The following is an 18505-nucleotide window of genomic DNA, read 5'->3' on the forward strand; positions in this document are numbered from 1 at the left end:
TAATGTCGGCGTTCATGGAGCAGAGGCATCTCGGCCGCACCGGCCTGCGCGTGTCCCGCATCGGTCTCGGCACCCTGACCTGGGGCCGGGACACCGACGAGCACGACGCCGCGGACCTCTTGAAGACCTTCTGGGAAGCGGGCGGGACCCTCGTCGACACCGCGGACGTGTACGGCGACGGGGAGGCCGAGTACCTGCTCGGGCGGCTCATGGAGGGGCTGGTGCCGCGCCGGGACCTGGTGATCTCGACCAAGGCGGGCAGCGTGCCCGATCCCGACCGCCGCTTCGACGGTTCGCGTGCCCACCTGCTCTCCGCGCTGGACGCCTCGCTGGCCCGCCTAGGCACGGACCACGTCGACGTGTGGCACCTGCACGCCTTCGACCCGCACACCCCGCTGGAGGAGACGCTGCACGCCCTCGACGTGGCGGTGAGCAGCGGCCGGGCCAGATACGCCGGCGTGTCCAACTTCTGCGGCTGGCAGTTGGCCAAGGCGGCGACCTGGCAGCTGGCGGCGCCGGGCGTGCGGAACCGCCTGGCGAGCACGCAGATGGAGTACTCGCTGCTTCAGCGGGGCATCGAGCGCGAGGTGCTGCCGGCCGCCCTGGACCTGGGCATCGGGCTGCTGCCCTCCTCGCCGCTGGGCCGCGGGGTCCTCACGGGCAAGTACCGCAAGGACGCGACGCCGGCGGACTCGCGGGGCGCGTCGGAGCATCTGGCGCCCTTCGTCGCGCCCTACCTCGACGACACGGCCGGGCACATCGTGGACGCGGTGGCGACGGCGGCGGACGGGCTGGCGGTGACGCCGCTCCAGGTGGCGCTGGCGTGGGTCCGCGACCGGCCCGGCGTGGTCGCCCCGATCGTCGGCGCGCGCAACGCGCAGCAGCTGACGGCGGCGTTGTCAGTGGAGACCCTTAGTCTTCCTGACGAGATCTGCCGGGCGCTCGACGACGTGTCGGCGCCGGTGCACCGCTATCCCGATCACGACTGGAGCACGCTGTGAGCACGGAGCCCGAGCCCGCCTCTGAGGACACCACGGACGCCGTGGCCGCCGGGCCCGAGGCACCGGCCGAGGCCCCGTCCGCCGACGTGGCTCAGCGGACGTCCGAGAGCGCCGAAAGCAAGGCGGCCACCGGGGAGGCCGACGGCGTCGGGCAGCCGTCCGCGGCCGGTGCGGACGGTGAGGCGGCGGCTCAGGTCTCCGAGACCGAGGCCGAGCTGGCCGCGCAGCGTCTCGTGCGGGAGCGGATCGAGCGGCGGAAGGCCGAGAAGCAGGCGCCGATCGACGCCGGGGCCAAGCTCAGCGGCACGGCGGCCGACCTGCTCGCCGCCGTGCGGGCCGTGGAGAGCGGGGAGAAGCCGGCCGCCACGGTCTTCGGCGATCCCGCGCCCGCCCCGCGCCGCCCCGCCCCGGAGCCGGCGCGACGTACCCAGCCGGTACCGGCCGAGCGAGTCACCGGACCCGTCGGCCCCCCTGCCGAGGCCGTTGAGGCCGTGCGGCGCGTCCTGGCCGAGGGCGGCGCCCCCGAGCCGCTCGCGCCGCAGACCGCCGCGCTCCTCGGCGAGGACGCGGAGGAGGCGCTGCGCGCGGACCCCTGGCAGCTCCTCCGGGTGGGCGGGGTACGGCCGGAGCAGGCCGACGGGTTCGCCCGGGCGCTGCTCGGCGCCGCCTGCGGCCCGGACGACGAGCGACGCGGCCGTGCGATCACGGTGTGGCTGCTGGAGCAGGCGGCCCTGGCCGGTCACACGGCCCTGGAGCTGCCCCTGCTCACCGCCGCGCTGGCCCAGCGGGGCGTGCCGGACCCCGACGCCGCCGTGCAGAGCACCCTCGCCGAGGGCGAGGCGCTGGCCTTCCAGGACGCGCTGGAGGACACCGGCGCCCGCCCGGCGCCCACGACCGGCGGGACGGAGCCGACGGACGAGGGCGAGGGCGACGACGAGGACCGCCCGGTCCGCGTCCTGATCGGTCTGGAGCGGTACGCGCTCGCCGAGGAGAGCCTCGCCGACGGTCTGGCCCGGATCGTCAACGCGACACCCAAGCAGGACGGTTCCGCGGCGGACTGGGAGCAGGCCGCCGCCTCCGCCCGGGGTTCCGCCGCCGACCTGATCCGCGCGGTCGCGGACCACGGACTGGTCCTGCACACCGGAGGGGAGGCGGCCCTGGCGGAACCGGCGGCCCTCCTGCACGCCGCGCACGCCCTGGGTCTGCGCGCCTGGGCGGCGGCGCACGGCCCGCTCGGCCGCGACCGCTTCGCCGCCCTGCTGAGCGACGCCGCGACCGGGCCCCATGAAGCGGCCGGTCCCGCCCCCGTCACCGTGGCGGGGCTGCTGTCCGGGGCCGAGGGGCCGGGGCGGGACACCGACGGCGCGCTGGACCTCGACCTCCTCGTCGTGCTCGACGCCCCGCAGCTGGACGTCGAGGCGGGTGCCCTGCTGGTCGAGTCGCTGCCGGACGGGGCCCGACTGGTGCTGGCCGGCGATCCGTCGGTGCTGTGGTCCGTGGGCCCGGGGCGGGTCTTCGGGGATCTGCTGGCGGCACGGATCTGCCCGCAGGTCGCCTCACGGCGCCCCGACCCGGGCCCGCTCGGCGAGCTGGTCTCCGGCATCGGCATCGGCGAGCTGGCCCAGGTGGAGGCGCCCGGCAAGGAGGTCGTGATCGTGCCGGTGCGGGACGCGGGCGAGGCCGTGCACCGCACCGTCCAGCTCGTCGCGGACTCGGTGCCGCGGGCGATCGGCGTCCCCGCCGAGGAGACCCAGGTGATCACGCCGGGCCACGGCGGCGCGGCGGGTACGCGGGCGCTCAACGCGGCTCTGAAGCAGCGGCTGAACCCGGGCCCCGGCCGCTTCGGCGGCTTCGACCCCGGTGACCGCGTCGCCTACTCCCCGGTGCCGGGCCGTACGCTGCCCGGCCGGGTGGTGAAGGCCGACACCGACGGGCTGCACCTGTCGTGCGCGGGCGAGGGCGTCGTCGTACCGAAGGAGCGGGTGGAGCAGACCGTGCGGCACGGCTGGGCGCTGACCGCGCACCAGGCGGTGGGCGGCCGGTGGCCCGCGGTGGTCGTGGTCCTGCCCGGCGACGCCGCGCAGGCCCTCACCCGCCCGTGGGTCTACACGGCGTTCGGCCGGGCCGCCCGCCATCTGTCCGTGGTGCACGGCGTGGACCAGGCGCTGCCCCGCGCCGTCGCCGAGGTGCCCGCCAAGCCGCGCACGACGCGGCTGCCGGTGCTGCTCGCGCCGCAGGTGCCGGTGGCGGACTGAGTCCGGGCGCCGTCGCCCGCCCGGCGAGGCCCCAGGGGCAACACGTCGGCGGCGGTCACCGGGACTCCCCCGTGACCGCCGCCGTCGTTCCGGGCGGGCCGCCCGTCGTCGTTCCCCGCGCTCAGCGACCGGCCTCCAGCCGCGCGGCCTCGCCGCGCTCGTCCCCGTCCCGGCCCTCGGCACCGTCCTCGGCGTCGTCCCCGAGGTCGCCCTGGTCGTCGTCCTCGTGCGGGTCGTCGCCCTCGTCCAGGTCGGGCTCGGTGTCCAGGTCCTCGTCCAGGTCCTCGTCCAGCTCCCCCATGCCGACGGCGTCGACGGGCTCGTCCTCGTCCTCGATGCCGTCGTCGAACTCGTCGTCGAAGACCGCGCTGACGTCGAAACGGCAGACCACCCGTTGCGGATCGGCCTGTTCGAACGGGGCCTCGAGCCACTCCCCGGGGTCGGGGGCCTCGTCCGCGGCCGTCACCCAGAGCGTCGAGTCGCCCTCCTCCAGACCGAACTCCTTGTGCCGGGAGGCGATCTCGTCCGGCTCGAACTCGCCGAACAGGAGGCCGAGCGCGCCGTGGACCGTGCCGGAGGACTCCGCCCCCGCTCCTTCCTCGTCCGCCGCCTCGACCCGCCGGGCCTGGGCCATCAGCCGCTGCGGCTCGGCCACGGCGTAGTCGCGGCGGATCAGGACGCTCAGCGCGTTCGGCTCCTCGGGGCCCGTGTACGGCGGCAGCGAGTCCTCCGCGCCGGGGATCTCGAAGGGGGTGACCTCGTCGTAGCGGTCGTAGAGCAGTTCGTCGTACGCCTCCGCGGCCGCGGCCAGCTGGTTGAACGCGTCGTAGACGGCCGGGTCGTCCTCCCCCGACCGGCGTTCGACCGCCGCCAGGTGGCGGTCGAGCGCGGTCTTGACCGCCTCGGCGGCGGCGCGTACCTCGGCAGCGGTGGGCTGCGCAGCATCAGACATAGTGCAGACGCTATCCGTACCGGGCCCCAGCCCGCACAATAGATTCGATGCCGGAATACGAATTTGTCGACGTGTACGTGCCGCGCGGGGTTTCCCGCAAGGAGACGACACGCCTGCTCACGGACCACGCCGAGTACGGACACTGGGAGTTGTACCGCCTGACCCTGCTGCGCGACGGCAGTCGCAAGGTGCGGCTGCGGCGACGGATCATCCGCCAGGTACGCGCCACCTGGTGATCGGGTCGGTCCGGGCCCGAGCGGGTCCGGACCGACCGGAGCACGTGCCGGTGACCTGCGTCACACCGAGGCGCGCGCCTTGCGGTAGAGCACCGTGCCCGCGAGCAGGGCACCCGCACCCACCGGCAGGGCGAGGCCGAGCGGCAGGTCGCTGCCGGTCTCGGCGAGCTGCGCGTCGGCCGGCGGCTGGGCGACGGTCTGGGTGTCCGGCTGGTTGCCGTCCGTCGAGCCGCCCGGCGTCTCGTCGTCCGGACCGTCCGGGCTGCCGGGGTCACCGGGGTCACCCGGATCACCGGGGTCGCCAGGGTCACCCGGGTCACCGGGAGGCGTCTCGTGGTCACCGCCGGGCGGGGTGGAGTGGTCCCCGCCGCCCCCGTTGCCGCAGTCGTTGCCGGTGGTCGGGTTGAGGGCACCGACGATGTCGACGCTGTTGCCGCACACGTTCACCGGTACGTGGATCGGCGCCTGGATGTGGTTGCCGGAGCCGACGCCGGGCGAGTCGGTGGCGTGCCCGCCCGCGTGCGAGCCCCCCTTCGAGCCCTCCTGCGAGCCCCCCTTCGAGCCTCCCTCGCCACCGGAGTCGCCGTACCCGTCGGAGGCGCCGCCGCCCTTGTTGGCGCACGAGTTGCCCATCGCCGGGTTGAGGACGCCGATGACGTCGACCGTGTTGCCGCAGACGTTCACCGGCACGTGCACCGGCGCCTGCACCGTGTTCCCGGACAGCACGCCGGGCGAGCCCGAACTCGAGCCGTGCGCACCCGAGTCCGCGTGGGCGGTGCCGCCCGCGGCGGCGATCACGCCGGTGGCCGCCGCCATCGTCATCAGGCCCTTGCGGGTCACCTGTCGCATTTCCTGAATCCCTGCCTTGCCCTAGTCCCGTGGTACCGAGAATGCCGAGAATTCCGACGATTCCGCCGTTTCCCCGCCCGGGAAGTCTTCCAAAGGCCGTCGGCCCCGGAGCGCGTGGCGCGCGCTCCGGGGCCGACGACTCGGAACCTCACGAGGCGAAGACGCGACGTCAGTTGTTGACGCAGACGTTGCCGAAGGCGGGGTTCAGCAGACCGATCACGGAGATGGTGTTGCCGCAGACGTTCACCGGGACGTGCACGGGCACCTGGACGACGTTGCCGGAAAGGACGCCGGGCGAGTGCACGGCGGCACCCTGGGCACCGGAGTCGGCGACGGCCATGCCCGCGCCCGCGAGAACCAGACCACCGGTGGCAGCCGCGGCGGCGACGACCTTCTTGAGCATTATTCCTCCTAGTTGGCAAACGCGATCCCAGCTTGCTGATCGCATCACCTGTAACGAGGAGGAACTAATGAGGCTACGAGCTTATGAGCACATTCACCCGTCCCGGGTGACTCCCGCACACGCGGCCGAATACCGCGCCGTGCGGAAGTCGCGTTTCACCGGGATATTCAGGACGCGTCGATGAAACGGTCGAGCACCCGCACGCCGAACTGGAGCCCCTCCACCGGCACCCGCTCGTCCACGCCGTGGAACATGCCCGCGAAGTCCAGCTCCGGCGGCAGCTTGAGCGGCGCGAAGCCGAAGCCCCGGATGCCCAGGTCGTCGAACGACTTGGCGTCCGTTCCGCCCGAGAGCATGTAGGGGATCGCCTTCGCCGCCGGGTCCTCGGCCACCAGCGCCGACTGCATCGCGTCGACCAGCGCCCCGTCGAAGGTGGTCTCGACGGCCTTGTCGGCGTGCACGTCCTCGCGCCGCACCTTCGGGCCGAGGATCCGGTCGAGGTCGGCGAGGAACTCCTCCTCGTGCCCGGGCAGGAACCGCCCGTCGACGTGCGCGGTGGCCTCGCCGGGGATGACGTTGACCTTGTAACCCGCGCCCAGCTGCGTCGGGTTGGCGGTGTTGCTCAGCGTCGCGCCGATGAGCTTGGCGATGCCGCCGAGCCGGGCGAGCGTGCCTTCCATGTCCTCCGGGTCCAGCTCGGTGCCGAGGGCGTCGCCCAGTTCGTCGAGGAAGGCGCGGGTCGTCTTGGTCACGCGGACCGGGAACTTGTGCCGGCCCAGGCGCGCGACGGCCTCCGACAGCTCGGTGATGGCGTTGTCGCGGTGGATCATCGAACCGTGGCCCGCCGTGCCGGCCACGGTCAGCTTCATCCAGTGCATGCCCTTCTCGGCCGTCTGGATCAGGTACAGGCGGCGCTGCTCGCTCACGGTGAAGGAGAAGCCGCCCACCTCGCTGATCGCCTCGGTGACGCCCTCGAAGAGGTCGGGGTGGTGGTCGACGAGGTGCCGGGCGCCGTACGTGCCGCCGGCCTCCTCGTCCGCGAGGAACGCGAGCACGATGTCGCGGGGGGGCTTGCGCCCGGAGCGCAGCCGGTCGCGCACGACCGCCAGCGTCATCGCGTCCATGTCCTTCATGTCGACCGCGCCGCGCCCCCACACGCATCCGTCCGCGATCTCGCCGGAGAAGGGGTGGTGGGTCCAGTCGTCCGCGTTGGCCGGGACGACGTCGGTGTGGCCGTGGATGAGCAGCGCGGGCCGGGACGGGTCGGCGCCCTCGATCCGGGCCACCGTGGAGGCGCGTCCGGGGTGGGACTCGAAGATCTTCGGTTCGAGCCCGACCTCCGCGAGCTTCTCGGCGACGTACTCCGCCGCCTTGCGCTCACCCGGGCCCGAGTGGTCGCCGTAGTTGCTGGTGTCGATCCGGATCAGCTCGCGGCAGAGGTCGACGACCTCGTCCTCGCCGGTGACGCTCCTGGCCGTGCCCGAGTCGCTCACGTGGTTCCTCCCGCTGTCACTGCTGGGGTCCTGGCTGGTGTCACTGCTGGGTGTCACCGCTGGGTGTCCCCGCTGGTGGGTCCCCCTCATCCTCCCCCTCCGGCCGCCGGGGCCCAAGGAGGGGGTGATCGGCCACCCCGGAAAGCCTGGTAATGTTTACGTCGTCGCCGCGGGCAGCAGCCCGCACGACAGACACCTTGTCCGGGTGGCGGAATGGCAGACGCGCTAGCTTGAGGTGCTAGTGCCCTTTATCGGGCGTGGGGGTTCAAGTCCCCCCTCGGACACCAGATGAGACCCCTGCTGAGCAGGGGTCTTCTGCTTTTCCCCGCGGCGTCCGCGCCAGGCACAATGGCCGCCATGACCACGCCTTCCTGCCCGTGCGGGCTGCCCGAGCCGTACGAGAAGTGCTGCGGCCGGTTCCACGCGGGGGCCGCCGCCGCGCCCACCGCCGAGGCCCTGATGCGCTCGCGCTACAGCGCCTTCGTGCGCCTGGACGCGGGCTACCTGCTGCGGACGTGGCACCCGGGGACGCGACCGCGACGGCTCGACCTCGACCCGGGGACGCGCTGGACCGGACTGGAGATCCTGGACACCACCGCCGGGTCCGCCTTCCACTCCACCGGCACGGTGACCTTCCGCGCGTCCTACCGCGGCGGCTCGCTGCACGAGCGGAGCAGGTTCGAGCGGGTCGACGGGGCGTGGGTGTACGTGGACGGGGAGTTCCCCGCCCCGTAGGCCGGCAGGCGTCCGTCCGGCAGGCGCCGACCCGGCAGGCGTCAGGGCGCCAGGATGTCCAGCTCCTGCAGCGCCCCCACCGTGATCTCCCGGGTCAGCCGCTCGGCGCGCTCCGCGTCCCGGGCGCGCACCGCCTCGGCGACCTGGACGTGCAGGGTGACGGCGGCCGGGTCGGGGTCCTCGAACATCACGTCGTGGTGGGTGCGGCCGGCGAGGACCTCGGCGACGACACCGCCGAGCCGGGCGAACATCTCGTTGCCGGAGGCGGTCAGGATGACGCGGTGGAAGGCCACGTCGTGGAAGAGGTACTCCTCCAGCCGGTGGCCGCTCGAGTTGGCGACCATGCCGAGCGCGCACTCGGTCAGCTCGGCGCACTGTTCCGGCGTGGCGTGCCGGGCCGCCAGGCCCGCCGCCACCGGTTCGACGGCCGACCGCAGCACGGTCAGGGAGCGCAGCTGCCGCGGGCGCTCGGAGCCGGCCAGGCGCCAGCGGATGACCTGCGGGTCGTAGACGTTCCACTCGCACTCGGGCAGGACTGTCACGCCCACGCGGCGGCGTGACGCGACCAGGTGCATGGACTCCAGCACCCGGACCGCCTCCCGCATCACGGAGCGCGACACCTCGAAGCGCTGGGCCAGCTCGTCGGTGCGCAGAACGCTGCCCGCAGGGTATTCGCCCGCTGTGATCGCGGGGCCGAGGGTGTCCAGTACGCGGCCGTGCAGCCCCCGGCCCGGTGTGCTCATGCACTCAGCGTACGGGGCAGGTCACGGGAACAAAAAGTCAGACTTATATGTCACAGACTCTTGAATTCGTCGTACCTAATGGGTTTCAGTTGCGTCGACATCACGTGTCGACGAAGACAGCAGACAGCGAGAGTGCGATGCAGCGACTGCACACCCCCCATGTCGTCGTGGTCATGGGCGTAGCGGGCACCGGGAAGACCACCATCGGCCCCCTGCTCGCGGCCCGGCTCGGCGTTCCCTACGCCGAGGGCGACGACTTCCACCCGCCGGCCAACATCGCCAAGATGACGGCCGGCACCCCGCTCACCGACGAGGACCGCTGGCCGTGGCTGGACGCCATCGGCGGCTGGGCGCACGGGCGGGCGGGGCTCGGCGGGGTGGTGAGCAGTTCGGCGCTGAAGCGGTCGTACCGTGACCGGCTGCGGGCCGCCGCTCCCGGCGTCGTCTTCGTGCACCTCACGGGCAGCCGCGAGCTGATCGAGGACCGTATGTCGCACCGGCAGGGGCACTTCATGCCGACGGCCCTGCTGGACTCCCAGTTCGCCACGCTCCAGCCGCTGGAGCCGGACGAGGCGGGCGTCGCCGTGGATGTCGCCGGCACCCCGGAGGAGATCACCGAACGGGCGGTCGCCGCCCTGACGGACCTTCCCGGACCGGCCCAGTAGCCCCCACACCCTCCCCCGGGGTCGTGCTCCCGTCCGTGCGGGCACGGCCCCGACCTACCCCCTGATCCCCATCACCGCAAGGGAACCACCGTGACCAGACTCAGCGTCGAGATGCTGGCAGCGGACACCGTCGAGCCGATCACCTCGGCCGGTCACGCCCAGCTGGGCATCGCCGTGCTCCTGGGCATCGCCGTCATCGTCCTGCTGATCACCAAGTTCAAGCTGCATGCCTTCCTGTCGCTGACCATCGGGTCACTGGCGCTCGGCGCGTTCGCCGGGGCGCCGCTGGACAAGGTCATCACCAGCTTCACCGCCGGGCTCGGCTCCACCGTCGCGGGCGTCGGCGTGCTGATCGCCCTCGGCGCGATCCTCGGCAAGATGCTCGCCGACTCCGGCGGCGCCGACCAGATCGTGGACACCATCCTGGCCAGGGCGACCCCCCGGTCGATGCCGTGGACGATGGTGCTGATCGCCTCGGTCATCGGGCTGCCGCTCTTCTTCGAGGTCGGCATCGTCCTGCTGATCCCGGTCGTCCTGATGGTCGCCAAGCGCGGCAACTACTCCCTGATGCGCATCGGCATCCCGGCGCTGGCCGGTCTGTCCGTCATGCACGGTCTGGTCCCGCCGCACCCCGGCCCGCTGGTCGCCATCGACGCGCTCGGCGCCAACCTCGGTGTGACGCTCGCGCTGGGTGTCCTGATCGCCATCCCGACGGTGATCATCGCCGGTCCGGTGTTCTCCAAGTACGCCGCCCGCTGGGTGGACGTCCCGGCCCCCGACCGCATGATCCCGCAGCGTGCCTCGGAGGACCTGGAGAAGCGCCCCGGCTTCGGCGCCACCCTGGCCACGATCCTGCTGCCGGTCGTGCTGATGCTGGCCAAGGCGCTCGTCGACATCATCGTCGACGACCCCGAGAACGTGGTGCAGCGCACCTTCGACGTGATCGGCAACCCGCTGATCGCCCTGCTCGCGTCCGTGATCGTCGGCATCTTCACGCTGCTGCGTCCGGCCGGGTTCGGCAAGGAGCGCCTGTCCGGCCTGGTCGAGAAGGGGCTCGCGCCGATCGCGGGCATCCTGCTGATCGTCGGCGCGGGCGGCGGCTTCAAGCAGACGCTGATCGACTCCGGCGTGGGCCAGATGATCCTGGAGATCTCCGAGGACTGGTCGATCCCGGCGCTGCTGCTGGCCTGGCTGATCGCGGTGGCGATCCGGCTGGCGACCGGTTCGGCGACGGTGGCGACCGTCTCGGCGGCCGGTCTGGTCGCGCCGCTGGCGGCCGACATGTCGACGACGCACGCGGCCCTGCTGGTTCTGGCCATCGGTGCCGGTTCGCTCTTCTTCAGCCATGTCAACGACGCCGGTTTCTGGCTGGTGAAGGAGTACTTCGGGCTGAACGTCGGCCAGACCATCAAGACCTGGTCCGTCATGGAGACGATCATCTCGGTCGTCGCGGGTGCGCTGGTCCTGCTGTTGTCCCTGGTCATCTAGCGTCCGGCGCGGGTCCGGTGAGACGTACGGAGGTGGCCGTCACGGCACCTCCGTACGCGTCTTTCCGGGCCCGCCCACGCCCTCGGCGTCCCCGTGGGGCTCAGGAGGACGCCGCCTTGTCCAGCTGGAACGCCTCGTTGCCCTGGCCGATGCGGGCGTGCCGCTCGGGGGCGCGTGAGCGCAGTACCAGCCCCTGCGCCAGTCCGCCGAGCGCGGCGAGCCCGATGACGCCGGGCAGGATCCAGCTCAGGGCGGAGTCGGGGCCGGCGCCGACGAGGACGTCGAAGTCCTTGACGGTGTAGCCGGCGATCACCAGCAGGGCGAGACCCGCGATGGTGGAGGTGACCAGCCGCACGCGCTGGGCACGGGCGGCGCCGCGCCGTACGAAGAAGGCGACGACGGAGAACGAGGCGGCGGCCATCAGCAGGATCACGCCGAGGGCACCGATGTTGCCGCCCCAGGTGAACAGGTGGAGGACGGGCCCGGTCGGGTCGCCGTTCGGCTTGTCGTCGGCGATCGCGAAGCCGGCGACCACGACGGCGGACACGGTGGTCTGGAGCAGCGAGCCGGTGCCCGGGGCCCCGCTGGAACCGCTGGTGCGCCCGAAGGCGGCGGGCAGCAGCCCTTCCCGCCCCATGGCGAAGGCGTACCGGGCGACGACGTTGTGGAAGCTGAGCAGGGCGGCGAACATGCCGGTCACGAACAGGACGTGCAGGACGTCGGTGAAGGTGCCGCCGAGCCGTTCCTCGGTCAGGAAGAACAGCAGCCCGGCGCTCTGCTCCCGCGCGGTCCCGACGATCGCGTCGGGGCCGGTGGCGACGGTCAGGGCCCAGCTGCTGAGCGCGAAGAAGACGGCGACGCCGCCCACCGCGAGGAACATGACGCGCGGGACGAGCACGTGCGGCCGACTGGTCTCCTCGGCGTACACGGGCGCCTGCTCGAAGCCGAGGAACGCGGCGATGCAGAAGCACAGCGCGGTCCCCACGCCCGCTCCCGTCAGGGTGTCGGGGTCGAAGGCGTGCAGCGACAGCCCCTGGGCGCCCGGGTCGGCGACGGCGGCGATGTCGAAGACGACCACGAGCACGACCTCGATGAGCAGGAGCACACCCAGTACGCGCGCGTTGACGTCGATCTTCAGCCAGCCCAGCGTGCCGACCGCGAGCACGGCCAGCAGCGCCGGTATCCACCAGGCGATCTCCAGGTCCGCGTAGGTGGCCAGGAGCCCGGAGACCTCGAAGCCGAAGATGCCGTAGATGCCGACCTGGAGGGCGTTGTAGGCGACCAGGGCGACCAGTGCGGCGCCGGCGCCGGCGGTGCCGCCGAGGCCGCGGGAGATGTAGGCGTAGAAGGCGCCCGCGTTGTGGACGTGCCGGCTCATCTCGGCGTACCCGACGCTGAACAGGATCAGCACCACGCCCAACAGCACGAAGAGCAGCGGCTGTCCCACGATGCCCATCACCGCGAAGGTCGTGGGCATGACACCCGCGACCACCATCAGCGGGGCGGTCGCGGCCAGCACGGAGAGCAGCAGACCGCCCGTGCCCAGCCGGTCGGCGCGCAGCGCCCGCTCCTGGCCCTTGAAGGTGCTGATGGTGCCGCCGCTCGCGGATCTGCTCGTGCTCGAACTGCCCGTGGTCATCGGAGGACGTCCCTCATTCCTGTGCGTCGGGGTCTTCGGGGGGTCACGCCGTGCCGAGCGCGTTCGCGCGGGCGGCGCGGAAGGCGGAGTACGGGTCGCGGTCCGGGTACGACCACGGGGCGGGCGTGGCGTGCTCGCCGATGCGGTGGAAGAGGGCGGCGGCCTCGGCGCCGCGCCCCTCGCAGGACTTGGCGTGGGCGAGGAAGTTGAGGTCGATCAGCCGGCGCGGGTGGCCGTCCTGCTCCCACTCCAGCCACCAGTCGAAGGCCGCCTTCATCACCAGCCGGGCGCGGCGGCCGGTCCAGTGCCCGGAGGCGGTCGGATCGGCCGGCGCGTGCCCGGCGGCGGCCAGCACGCGGTACCGCTCGGCGTGCGCGACGACCGGGAGGATGGCCAGCGGGGAGTCGGCGGGGGCCTGCTCGGCCGCCCAGTTGGCGAAGTCGTACACCTCGTGCAGCGGGTCGGGGCCGCCGTCCGCGCCGCGCTCGGCGAGCCGGGCGACCATGAGGTGATGGGCGTGGTGGTGATCGGCGTACCGCCCGCGCACCGCCTCGAAGGCCCGGACGACCTCGTCCACCGCGCCCGCCGAACGCTCCAGCACGAGGAGCCCGAGCCAGGGCGTGGGATCGCCCGGGACGAGTCCGGCGGAGTCCCGGCACGCCTCCCGGGCCCGGGCGGGCTTCTCCTTGCCGCGCAGGGCGCGATGCACCAGGGCGAGGGCGAGCAGGACGGACGCGTCGGCGGAATCCGGTTCGGCCAGCAGCCACTCGCGGGTCCAGGCGGCGCAGGAGGGCTCCTGGGCGAGGACCGTGACCCGGTGTCCCCGGCGGTCCCAGTCGTCGCCCGTGTGGACCAGCAGCGAACGGGCGGACTGCCACCGCCCCTGGGCCAACGCGGCCCGGGCGGCGACGAGTTCGGCGTCGTCGAGGGCCTCGTCGAAAGCCTGGGCCGCGCGTTTGCGGCCGCGGCCGAGGGGAGGCGGAGGTGGGGACACCGCGGGAACTTCCTCACGCGACGCGCTGGGTCGTCGTAGCCGGTCTGCCATGAACTGATCACACACAGCAAACCGGCAGCCAAGGGTTGACGTCAAGGGCCGTCGACGCGTTACACGCGTCAACTCCTGTTACTGCGGGGGCACTTGCGGCGCGGGCCGGAGCCGTCTGGGCGGGCGCTGCTTGGATGGGCGTATGAGCGCTGCTGACGAGATCCTCGACATCGTCGACGAGAACGACCGCGTCGTCGGACAGGCCCGCAGGGGCGACGCGTACGCGCGGGGGCTGCGGCACCGGTGCGTGTTCGTGTGGGCGCGGGACCCCGAGGGGCGGGTCTTCGTCCACCGGCGCACGCCGGGCAAGCTGGTGTTCCCCTCCCTGTACGACATGTTCGTCGGCGGGGTGGTCGGGGCGGGCGAGTCCTACGACGACGCGGCGCTGCGGGAGGCCGAGGAGGAACTGGGGGTGAGCGGGCTGCCGCGCCCGGAGTACCTCTTCAAGTTCCTCTACGACGACGGTGGCGGGCGTACCTGGTGGTCGGCGGTGTACGAGGTCCGGTGCGCGGGGCCGGTCGCTCCGCAGGTGGAGGAGGTGGCCTGGCACGGGTTCCTGCCGGAGGCGGAGCTGGAGCGGCGGCTCGGGGAGTGGGAGTGGGTGCCGGACGGGTTGGCGGCGTATGCGCGGCTGCGGGCTTGGCGGGGGTGACGTGCGTTTGCCGGCGGGGGGGGTGCGGGTGTGTTCGGGGGGGGCGGGTGTGGTCGGCGGGCGGTGTCTGGTGGGCGCCCGGTGTGAGTGCGGGCCGGGGGTGGGTGCGCAGCCCGGCGATGCGGGGTGCCGCTGCGCCCACCCGTGCCGCCCCAGCGGCACGACTGCCCGCAGCTACGGGGGCGGGGGGAGGGCGGCTGACCGCAGCTGGGGGGGCGGGGCCGGTAGGGTCCCCGGGTGATCGAATTTGTGCGGAACGTGCGGCTCTGGTTCGCTCCTGAGGAGGTCCGGCGGGAAGGGAGTACTCCCGACTACCGGTTCTCGCTGGCGAACGAGCGCACGTTCCTCGCCTGGCTGCGCACCGCCCTCGCGCTGGTGGGCGGCGGGTTCGCGGTGGACCAGTTCCTGCCCGACCTGCGCTGGGGCTGGCGGGTGGGGCTCGCGCTCGCGCTGCTCGCGGCCGGCGTGCTGTGCTCGCTGCGCGCCGTCAACCACTGGGTGCGCTGCGAGCGGGCGATGCGCCGCGGCGAGGACCTCCCCGTCTCCCGCTTCCCGGCCCTGCTCAGCATGGTCGTCGCCGTGGTCGCCATGGTCATGGTGATCGTGGTCCTCACCGGCTGGGAGGGCTGAGCGTGGACACGGGAGCGGACCGCGACCCCGGGCTCCAGCCCGAGCGCACCCGCCTCGCCTGGCGCCGCACCACCCTGTCGGGCACCGTCGTCGCCGTGCTCGCCGGGAAGACCGCGCTGCAGGAGGACGCGACCCCCGTCACCGTCGTCGCCGCCGCCCTGTGCTGCGTCCTGTGGCTGGCCTTCCTCCGCATCGCCCACGTCCGCATCCGCACCCTCGCGTCGGCACACCGGCCCCGCCCCCTGGCCCCGCCCTACGCCACGGCGGCGGCCCTGTGCACGGTGGCGCTCGCGGCGTGCGGCGCGTTCCTCGTCCTGTGAGGGCCGCCAGGCCGCCGCTCCCCTTCGCCGCCCCCCTTCATGGCTCCGGCCCCGCTGGGTACCCGAAGGCCGCGCAAGGAACACACCGCCCACCAGCACACCCACGGTCCCGACTGCGGACACACCCGGGTCCCGCACGGCGACCACGTCGACTACGCGCACGAGGGGCATCTGCACCGCGAGCATGCCGGCCACTGGGACGAGTGCGAGCCCGCCGGGCACACCGCGCACGCGGACCACGACCACCGGCACGGCGAGGACTGCGGGCACGCGCGCGTGCCCCACGGCGACCACGTCGACTACCTCCACGACGGCCACCGGCACGCCGCGCACGACGGGCACTGGGACGACCACTGACGCTCACGGGGCACGGGGAGCGCCGCGTGGCCCCGATCACGTTGCGCTCCCCCTCTGGACGGCATACCGACTGGTCGGCATCATAACTCGGGTACTGTTCACCTGCCCGAGGAGCGCCGATGAGCCCCGACCACCCGCCCGGACTCGATCTCGACCGGTTGCGCGGCCTGCTCGACCGCGAGCGGCCCGGACTGGTGACCGGCCCGCTGACCGGCCGTCTGATCGAGGGCGGACGGTCGAACCTCACCTACGCGGTCTCGGACGGCGCCACCCGCTGGGTCGTACGACGCCCCCCGCTCGGCCACGTCCTGGCCACCGCGCACGACATGAAGCGCGAGCACCGCGTCATCAGCGCCCTCCACCCGACGGACGTACCGGTGCCGCGCCCCGTCCTGCTGTGCGAGGACGACGGGGTGCTCGGGGCGTCCTTCTACGTCATGGAGTTCGTCGAGGGCACCCCGTACCGCACCGCCGACCAGCTCGCCCCGCTCGGCCCCGAGCGCACCCGGGCCGCCGTGCTGAACCTGGTCGACACGCTCGTCGAGCTGCACGCGGTGAACCCGGAGCAGGTGGGACTCGGCGACTTCGGCCGCCCCGACGGCTTCCTGGACCGCCAGCTGCGGCGCTGGGCCAAGCAGCTGGACGCCTCCCGCAACCGGGACCTGGCCGGCATCGACGAACTGCACGCCACGCTCGGCCGGGAACTGCCCCGCTCCCCCGCCCCGGCCGTCGTGCACGGTGACTACCGCCTGGACAACGTCCTGATCGGCGGTGACGACGACGAGATCCGGGCGATCCTCGACTGGGAGATGTCCACCCTCGGCGACCCGCTCACCGACCTCGGCCTGCTGGTGATGTACAGCATGCCGCTCGGCATGCCCGACTCCCCCGTGTCCACCACGGCCCAGGCCCCCGGCCACCCCGCCCCCGCCGAGCTGATCGAGCGGTACGCCGCGCGCTCGGGGCGCGACGTGTCCGCCGTCGCCTGGTACACGGCGTTCGCCTGGTTCAAGCTCGCCGTGATCCTGGAGGGCATCCACTACCGCTACACGCTGGGCCAGACGGTCGGCCGCGGCTTCGACCGCATCGGCGATCTCGTCCCCGTCTTCATCGAGCACGGCCTGACCACCCTTCAGAAGGGCTGACCCGCCATGGACTTCGCGTTCGACGCACGCACCGAGGAACTCCGCGCCAAGCTGCTCGCCTTCATGGACGAGTACGTCTACCCGGCCGAGCAGACCGCCCACGAGCAGCGCGCCCGGCTCGCCTCGCCGTGGGACACCCCGCAGGTCGTCGAGGACCTCAAGGCCGAGGCCCGTCGCCAGGGCCTGTGGAACCTCTTCCTCCCTGACGCCGAGCACGGCGCCGGCCTCACCAACCTCCAGTACGCCCCGCTCGCCGAGATCACCGGCCGCAGCCCGCAGCTGGCGCCGACGGCGACGAACTGCGCGGCCCCCGACACCGGGAACATGGAGGTGCTGGCCCAGTTCGCCGACGAGGCGCAGAAGAAGCAGTGGCTCCAGCCGCTGCTCGCCGGTGAGATCCGCTCGGCGTTCGCGATGACCGAGCCGGACGTGGCCTCCTCGGACGCCACGAACATCACCACGCACATCGAGCGCGACGGCGACGAGTACGTCATCACCGGCCGCAAGTGGTACATCTCCGGGGCGATGAACCCGGACTGCCAGATCTTCATCGTGATGGGCAAGACCGACCCGGACGGCGAGGACATCCGCCGCCAGCAGTCGATGGTGCTGGTCCCGCGCGACACGCCCGGCGTCACCGTCGACCGGGCCATGCAGGTCTTCGGCTACGAGGACCACTACCACGGCGGCCACGCCGAGGTGACGTTCGACCACGCGCGCGTGCCGGTCGCGAACCTGATCGGCGAGGAGGGTGGCGGCTTCGCCATCGCCCAGGCCCGCCTGGGCCCGGGCCGCATCCACCACTGCATGCGGCTGATCGGCATGGCGGAGCGGGCGATCGAGCTGATGTGCCGCCGCGCGGTGTCCCGCGAGGCGTTCGGCAAGGCGCTGGCCCAGCAGGGCGTCGTGCACAACTGGATCGCGGACGCGCGGGTGACCGTCGAGCAGCTGCGGCTGCTGGTGCTGAAGACCGCCTGGCTGATGGACACCGTCGGCAACCGGGGCGCCCACACCGAGATCCAGGCCATCAAGATCGCCACGCCCCGCGCGGTGGTCGACATCATCGACCGGGCGATCCAGCTGCACGGCGCGGGCGGTGTGAGCCAGGACTTCCCGCTGGCCGAGCTGTACGCCGGCGCCCGGACGCTGATGATCGCCGACGGCCCGGACGAGGTCCACCAGCGCTCGCTGGCCCGGCGGGAGATCAAGAAGTACCTCTGAGCGGGGCCGCGGCCCCCCGGTCGTCCGGGGGGCCGGCACCTCACGGCCGACGCCTCACACCCGACGCCTCACACCCGTCACCTCACGGCCGCAGGGAACGCAGCAGCAGGTCGGCCAGGTGGTCGGCGACCTCCTGGGGGCTGAGCGGGCCGTCGGGCCGGTACCAGGTCGACAGGTGGTGCACGGAGCCGAAGTGGTAGTCGACCACGAGGTCGGCCGGGGTCTCCTTGGTGAAGACGCCGGCCCGCTGGCCCTCCTCGATCAGGGCGCGGAACCGCTCGTGGTAGCGCCGGCGCTCGGCGCGCACCTGCTTGTTCTTCTCCGGGCTCAGCTGGTGCATGGAGCGGAAGAAGATCGACGCGTCGTCGAGGTTGTCGATGGTGGTGACGACGACGTCGGCCGCCGCCTCGCGCACCCGCTGCTCGACCGGTTCGCCGGAGTCCGCGAAGGCGTCCAGGCGTTCCTGCTGGAGGCGCAGCAGCCGCGCGTACACCTCGTGCAGGAGGTCGTCCTTGGAGCCGAAGTAGTGGTAGAGCGCTCCCTTGGTGACGCCGGCCGCCTCCACGATCTCCTGGACCGAGGTGCGGTCGTAGCCCTGCTCGGCGAAGAGCCGGGTGGCGGCGGCCAGGAGCCGCTGCGGCACCGGAGTGCCGTCCCCGTCCGTGGTCCTGGGCAC

At 73.0% G+C, this 18505-nt stretch carries 20 protein-coding genes and 1 tRNA gene; 13 read left to right on the top strand and 8 right to left on the bottom strand.

Annotated elements, in window-relative coordinates; genetic code table 11:
* The first annotated feature begins 14 nt into the window (after positions 1 to 14).
* On the top strand, positions 15 to 1001 hold the full coding sequence (locus ACFIF2_RS28940) for an aldo/keto reductase (RefSeq protein WP_395576185.1): 987 nt from the start codon (positions 15 to 17) through the stop codon (positions 999 to 1001).
* Positions 998 to 3256, top strand: a complete 2259-nt coding sequence (locus ACFIF2_RS28945; protein WP_395576186.1) for a helix-hairpin-helix domain-containing protein — start codon at positions 998 to 1000, stop codon at positions 3254 to 3256. The genes ACFIF2_RS28940 and ACFIF2_RS28945 overlap by 4 nt, the downstream gene beginning before the upstream one ends.
* A 121-nt stretch (positions 3257 to 3377) precedes the next feature.
* Here ACFIF2_RS28945 and ACFIF2_RS28950 read toward each other — a convergent pair whose 3' ends face one another.
* A complete protein-coding gene (locus ACFIF2_RS28950; RefSeq protein ID WP_395576187.1) occupies positions 3378 to 4208 on the bottom strand; it encodes a hypothetical protein in 831 nt (276 codons plus the stop codon).
* A 47-nt stretch (positions 4209 to 4255) separates the two neighbouring features.
* Between ACFIF2_RS28950 and ACFIF2_RS28955 the strand changes: the two genes are divergently transcribed.
* Positions 4256 to 4444, top strand: a complete 189-nt coding sequence (locus ACFIF2_RS28955) for a DUF5703 family protein (RefSeq protein WP_395576188.1) — start codon at positions 4256 to 4258, stop codon at positions 4442 to 4444.
* 60 nt (positions 4445 to 4504) lie between these two features.
* Here ACFIF2_RS28955 and ACFIF2_RS28960 read toward each other — a convergent pair whose 3' ends face one another.
* From ACFIF2_RS28960 to ACFIF2_RS28970, 3 genes are all read right to left on the bottom strand, one after another.
* The gene (locus ACFIF2_RS28960; RefSeq protein ID WP_395576189.1) at positions 4505 to 5293 is read right to left on the bottom strand and encodes a chaplin family protein; all 789 of its coding nucleotides are present in this window, start codon (positions 5291 to 5293) and stop codon (positions 4505 to 4507) included.
* Between the two features lie 169 nt (positions 5294 to 5462).
* Positions 5463 to 5696, bottom strand: coding sequence for a chaplin ChpH (chpH, locus tag ACFIF2_RS28965; RefSeq protein WP_395576190.1), 234 nt, complete (start codon positions 5694 to 5696; stop codon positions 5463 to 5465).
* Between the two features lie 167 nt (positions 5697 to 5863).
* Complete coding sequence (locus ACFIF2_RS28970) at positions 5864 to 7189, bottom strand: M20/M25/M40 family metallo-hydrolase (protein ID WP_395576288.1); 1326 nt, start codon at positions 7187 to 7189, stop codon at positions 5864 to 5866.
* Positions 7190 to 7388: 199 nt separating this feature from the next.
* Between ACFIF2_RS28970 and ACFIF2_RS28975 the strand changes: the two genes are divergently transcribed.
* Together ACFIF2_RS28975 and ACFIF2_RS28980 are read left to right on the top strand one after the other, a co-directional pair.
* Positions 7389 to 7476, top strand: a tRNA-Leu gene (locus ACFIF2_RS28975).
* A gap of 61 nt (positions 7477 to 7537) precedes the next feature.
* On the top strand, positions 7538 to 7924 hold the full coding sequence (locus ACFIF2_RS28980; protein ID WP_395576191.1) for a YchJ family protein: 387 nt from the start codon (positions 7538 to 7540) through the stop codon (positions 7922 to 7924).
* 41 nt (positions 7925 to 7965) lie between these two features.
* Here ACFIF2_RS28980 and ACFIF2_RS28985 read toward each other — a convergent pair whose 3' ends face one another.
* Positions 7966 to 8667 carry a FadR/GntR family transcriptional regulator gene (locus ACFIF2_RS28985; protein WP_395576192.1) on the bottom strand — a complete coding sequence of 234 codons (702 nt, stop codon included), beginning with the start codon at positions 8665 to 8667 and terminating at the stop codon, positions 7966 to 7968.
* Positions 8668 to 8804: 137 nt separating this feature from the next.
* Between ACFIF2_RS28985 and ACFIF2_RS28990 the strand changes: the two genes are divergently transcribed.
* Both ACFIF2_RS28990 and ACFIF2_RS28995 read left to right on the top strand, forming a co-directional pair.
* Entirely contained in the window at positions 8805 to 9332 is a 528-nt protein-coding gene (locus tag ACFIF2_RS28990; protein ID WP_395576193.1) for a gluconokinase, read from the top strand.
* A 90-nt stretch (positions 9333 to 9422) separates the two neighbouring features.
* The gene (locus ACFIF2_RS28995; RefSeq protein WP_395576194.1) at positions 9423 to 10820 is read left to right on the top strand and encodes a GntP family permease; all 1398 of its coding nucleotides are present in this window, start codon (positions 9423 to 9425) and stop codon (positions 10818 to 10820) included.
* Between the two features lie 100 nt (positions 10821 to 10920).
* On the opposite strand, the gene ACFIF2_RS29000 is transcribed toward ACFIF2_RS28995, so the two are convergent.
* Positions 10921 to 12459: an APC family permease gene (locus tag ACFIF2_RS29000; protein WP_395576195.1), complete on the bottom strand. Its 1539-nt coding sequence runs from the start codon at positions 12457 to 12459 to the stop codon at positions 10921 to 10923.
* Positions 12460 to 12502: 43 nt separating this feature from the next.
* Entirely contained in the window at positions 12503 to 13453 is a 951-nt protein-coding gene (locus ACFIF2_RS29005) for a hypothetical protein (RefSeq protein WP_395576196.1), read from the bottom strand.
* A 193-nt stretch (positions 13454 to 13646) separates the two neighbouring features.
* Between ACFIF2_RS29005 and ACFIF2_RS29010 the strand changes: the two genes are divergently transcribed.
* The 6 genes from ACFIF2_RS29010 (at position 13647) to ACFIF2_RS29035 (ending at position 17829) form a co-directional block, all read left to right on the top strand.
* A complete protein-coding gene (locus tag ACFIF2_RS29010) occupies positions 13647 to 14156 on the top strand; it encodes an NUDIX hydrolase (RefSeq protein WP_395576197.1) in 510 nt (169 codons plus the stop codon).
* Between the two features lie 237 nt (positions 14157 to 14393).
* A complete protein-coding gene (locus tag ACFIF2_RS29015; RefSeq protein ID WP_395576198.1) occupies positions 14394 to 14786 on the top strand; it encodes a YidH family protein in 393 nt (130 codons plus the stop codon).
* A complete protein-coding gene (locus tag ACFIF2_RS29020) occupies positions 14783 to 15106 on the top strand; it encodes a DUF202 domain-containing protein (protein WP_395576289.1) in 324 nt (107 codons plus the stop codon). Before ACFIF2_RS29015 ends, ACFIF2_RS29020 begins: the two co-directional genes overlap by 4 nt.
* Positions 15107 to 15145: 39 nt before the next feature.
* Positions 15146 to 15463, top strand: a complete 318-nt coding sequence (locus ACFIF2_RS29025) for a hypothetical protein (protein ID WP_395576199.1) — start codon at positions 15146 to 15148, stop codon at positions 15461 to 15463.
* 119 nt (positions 15464 to 15582) lie between these two features.
* Positions 15583 to 16608 carry a phosphotransferase family protein gene (locus ACFIF2_RS29030; protein WP_395576200.1) on the top strand — a complete coding sequence of 342 codons (1026 nt, stop codon included), beginning with the start codon at positions 15583 to 15585 and terminating at the stop codon, positions 16606 to 16608.
* Positions 16609 to 16614: 6 nt separating this feature from the next.
* Complete coding sequence (locus tag ACFIF2_RS29035; protein WP_395576201.1) at positions 16615 to 17829, top strand: acyl-CoA dehydrogenase; 1215 nt, start codon at positions 16615 to 16617, stop codon at positions 17827 to 17829.
* An 82-nt stretch (positions 17830 to 17911) separates the two neighbouring features.
* Here the strand turns inward: ACFIF2_RS29035 and ACFIF2_RS29040 are convergent, their stop codons facing one another.
* On the bottom strand, positions 17912 to 18505 hold the full coding sequence (locus tag ACFIF2_RS29040; protein WP_395576202.1) for a TetR/AcrR family transcriptional regulator: 594 nt from the start codon (positions 18503 to 18505) through the stop codon (positions 17912 to 17914).

The organism is Streptomyces sp. BK79, assembly GCF_044142145.1.
In the GTDB taxonomy this organism is placed as follows: Bacteria; Actinomycetota; Actinomycetes; order Streptomycetales; family Streptomycetaceae; genus Streptomyces.

What these genes read in the sequence shown, in the direction of transcription:
- ACFIF2_RS28940 (WP_395576185.1), top strand. Translation starts at nt 15, where the DNA reads ATGGAGCAGAGGCATCTCGGCCGCACCGGCCTGCGCGTGTCCCGCATC.
- ACFIF2_RS28950 (WP_395576187.1), bottom strand. Translation starts at nt 4,208, where the DNA reads ATGTCTGATGCTGCGCAGCCCACCGCTGCCGAGGTACGCGCCGCCGCC.
- ACFIF2_RS28955 (WP_395576188.1), top strand. Translation starts at nt 4,256, where the DNA reads ATGCCGGAATACGAATTTGTCGACGTGTACGTGCCGCGCGGGGTTTCC.
- ACFIF2_RS28960 (WP_395576189.1), bottom strand. Translation starts at nt 5,293, where the DNA reads ATGCGACAGGTGACCCGCAAGGGCCTGATGACGATGGCGGCGGCCACC.
- chpH (WP_395576190.1), bottom strand. Translation starts at nt 5,696, where the DNA reads ATGCTCAAGAAGGTCGTCGCCGCCGCGGCTGCCACCGGTGGTCTGGTT.
- ACFIF2_RS28980 (WP_395576191.1), top strand. Translation starts at nt 7,538, where the DNA reads ATGGCCGCCATGACCACGCCTTCCTGCCCGTGCGGGCTGCCCGAGCCG.
- ACFIF2_RS28985 (WP_395576192.1), bottom strand. Translation starts at nt 8,667, where the DNA reads ATGAGCACACCGGGCCGGGGGCTGCACGGCCGCGTACTGGACACCCTC.
- ACFIF2_RS28990 (WP_395576193.1), top strand. Translation starts at nt 8,805, where the DNA reads ATGCAGCGACTGCACACCCCCCATGTCGTCGTGGTCATGGGCGTAGCG.
- ACFIF2_RS29000 (WP_395576195.1), bottom strand. Translation starts at nt 12,459, where the DNA reads ATGACCACGGGCAGTTCGAGCACGAGCAGATCCGCGAGCGGCGGCACC.
- ACFIF2_RS29010 (WP_395576197.1), top strand. Translation starts at nt 13,647, where the DNA reads ATGAGCGCTGCTGACGAGATCCTCGACATCGTCGACGAGAACGACCGC.
- ACFIF2_RS29025 (WP_395576199.1), top strand. Translation starts at nt 15,146, where the DNA reads ATGGCTCCGGCCCCGCTGGGTACCCGAAGGCCGCGCAAGGAACACACC.
- ACFIF2_RS29030 (WP_395576200.1), top strand. Translation starts at nt 15,583, where the DNA reads ATGAGCCCCGACCACCCGCCCGGACTCGATCTCGACCGGTTGCGCGGC.
- ACFIF2_RS29035 (WP_395576201.1), top strand. Translation starts at nt 16,615, where the DNA reads ATGGACTTCGCGTTCGACGCACGCACCGAGGAACTCCGCGCCAAGCTG.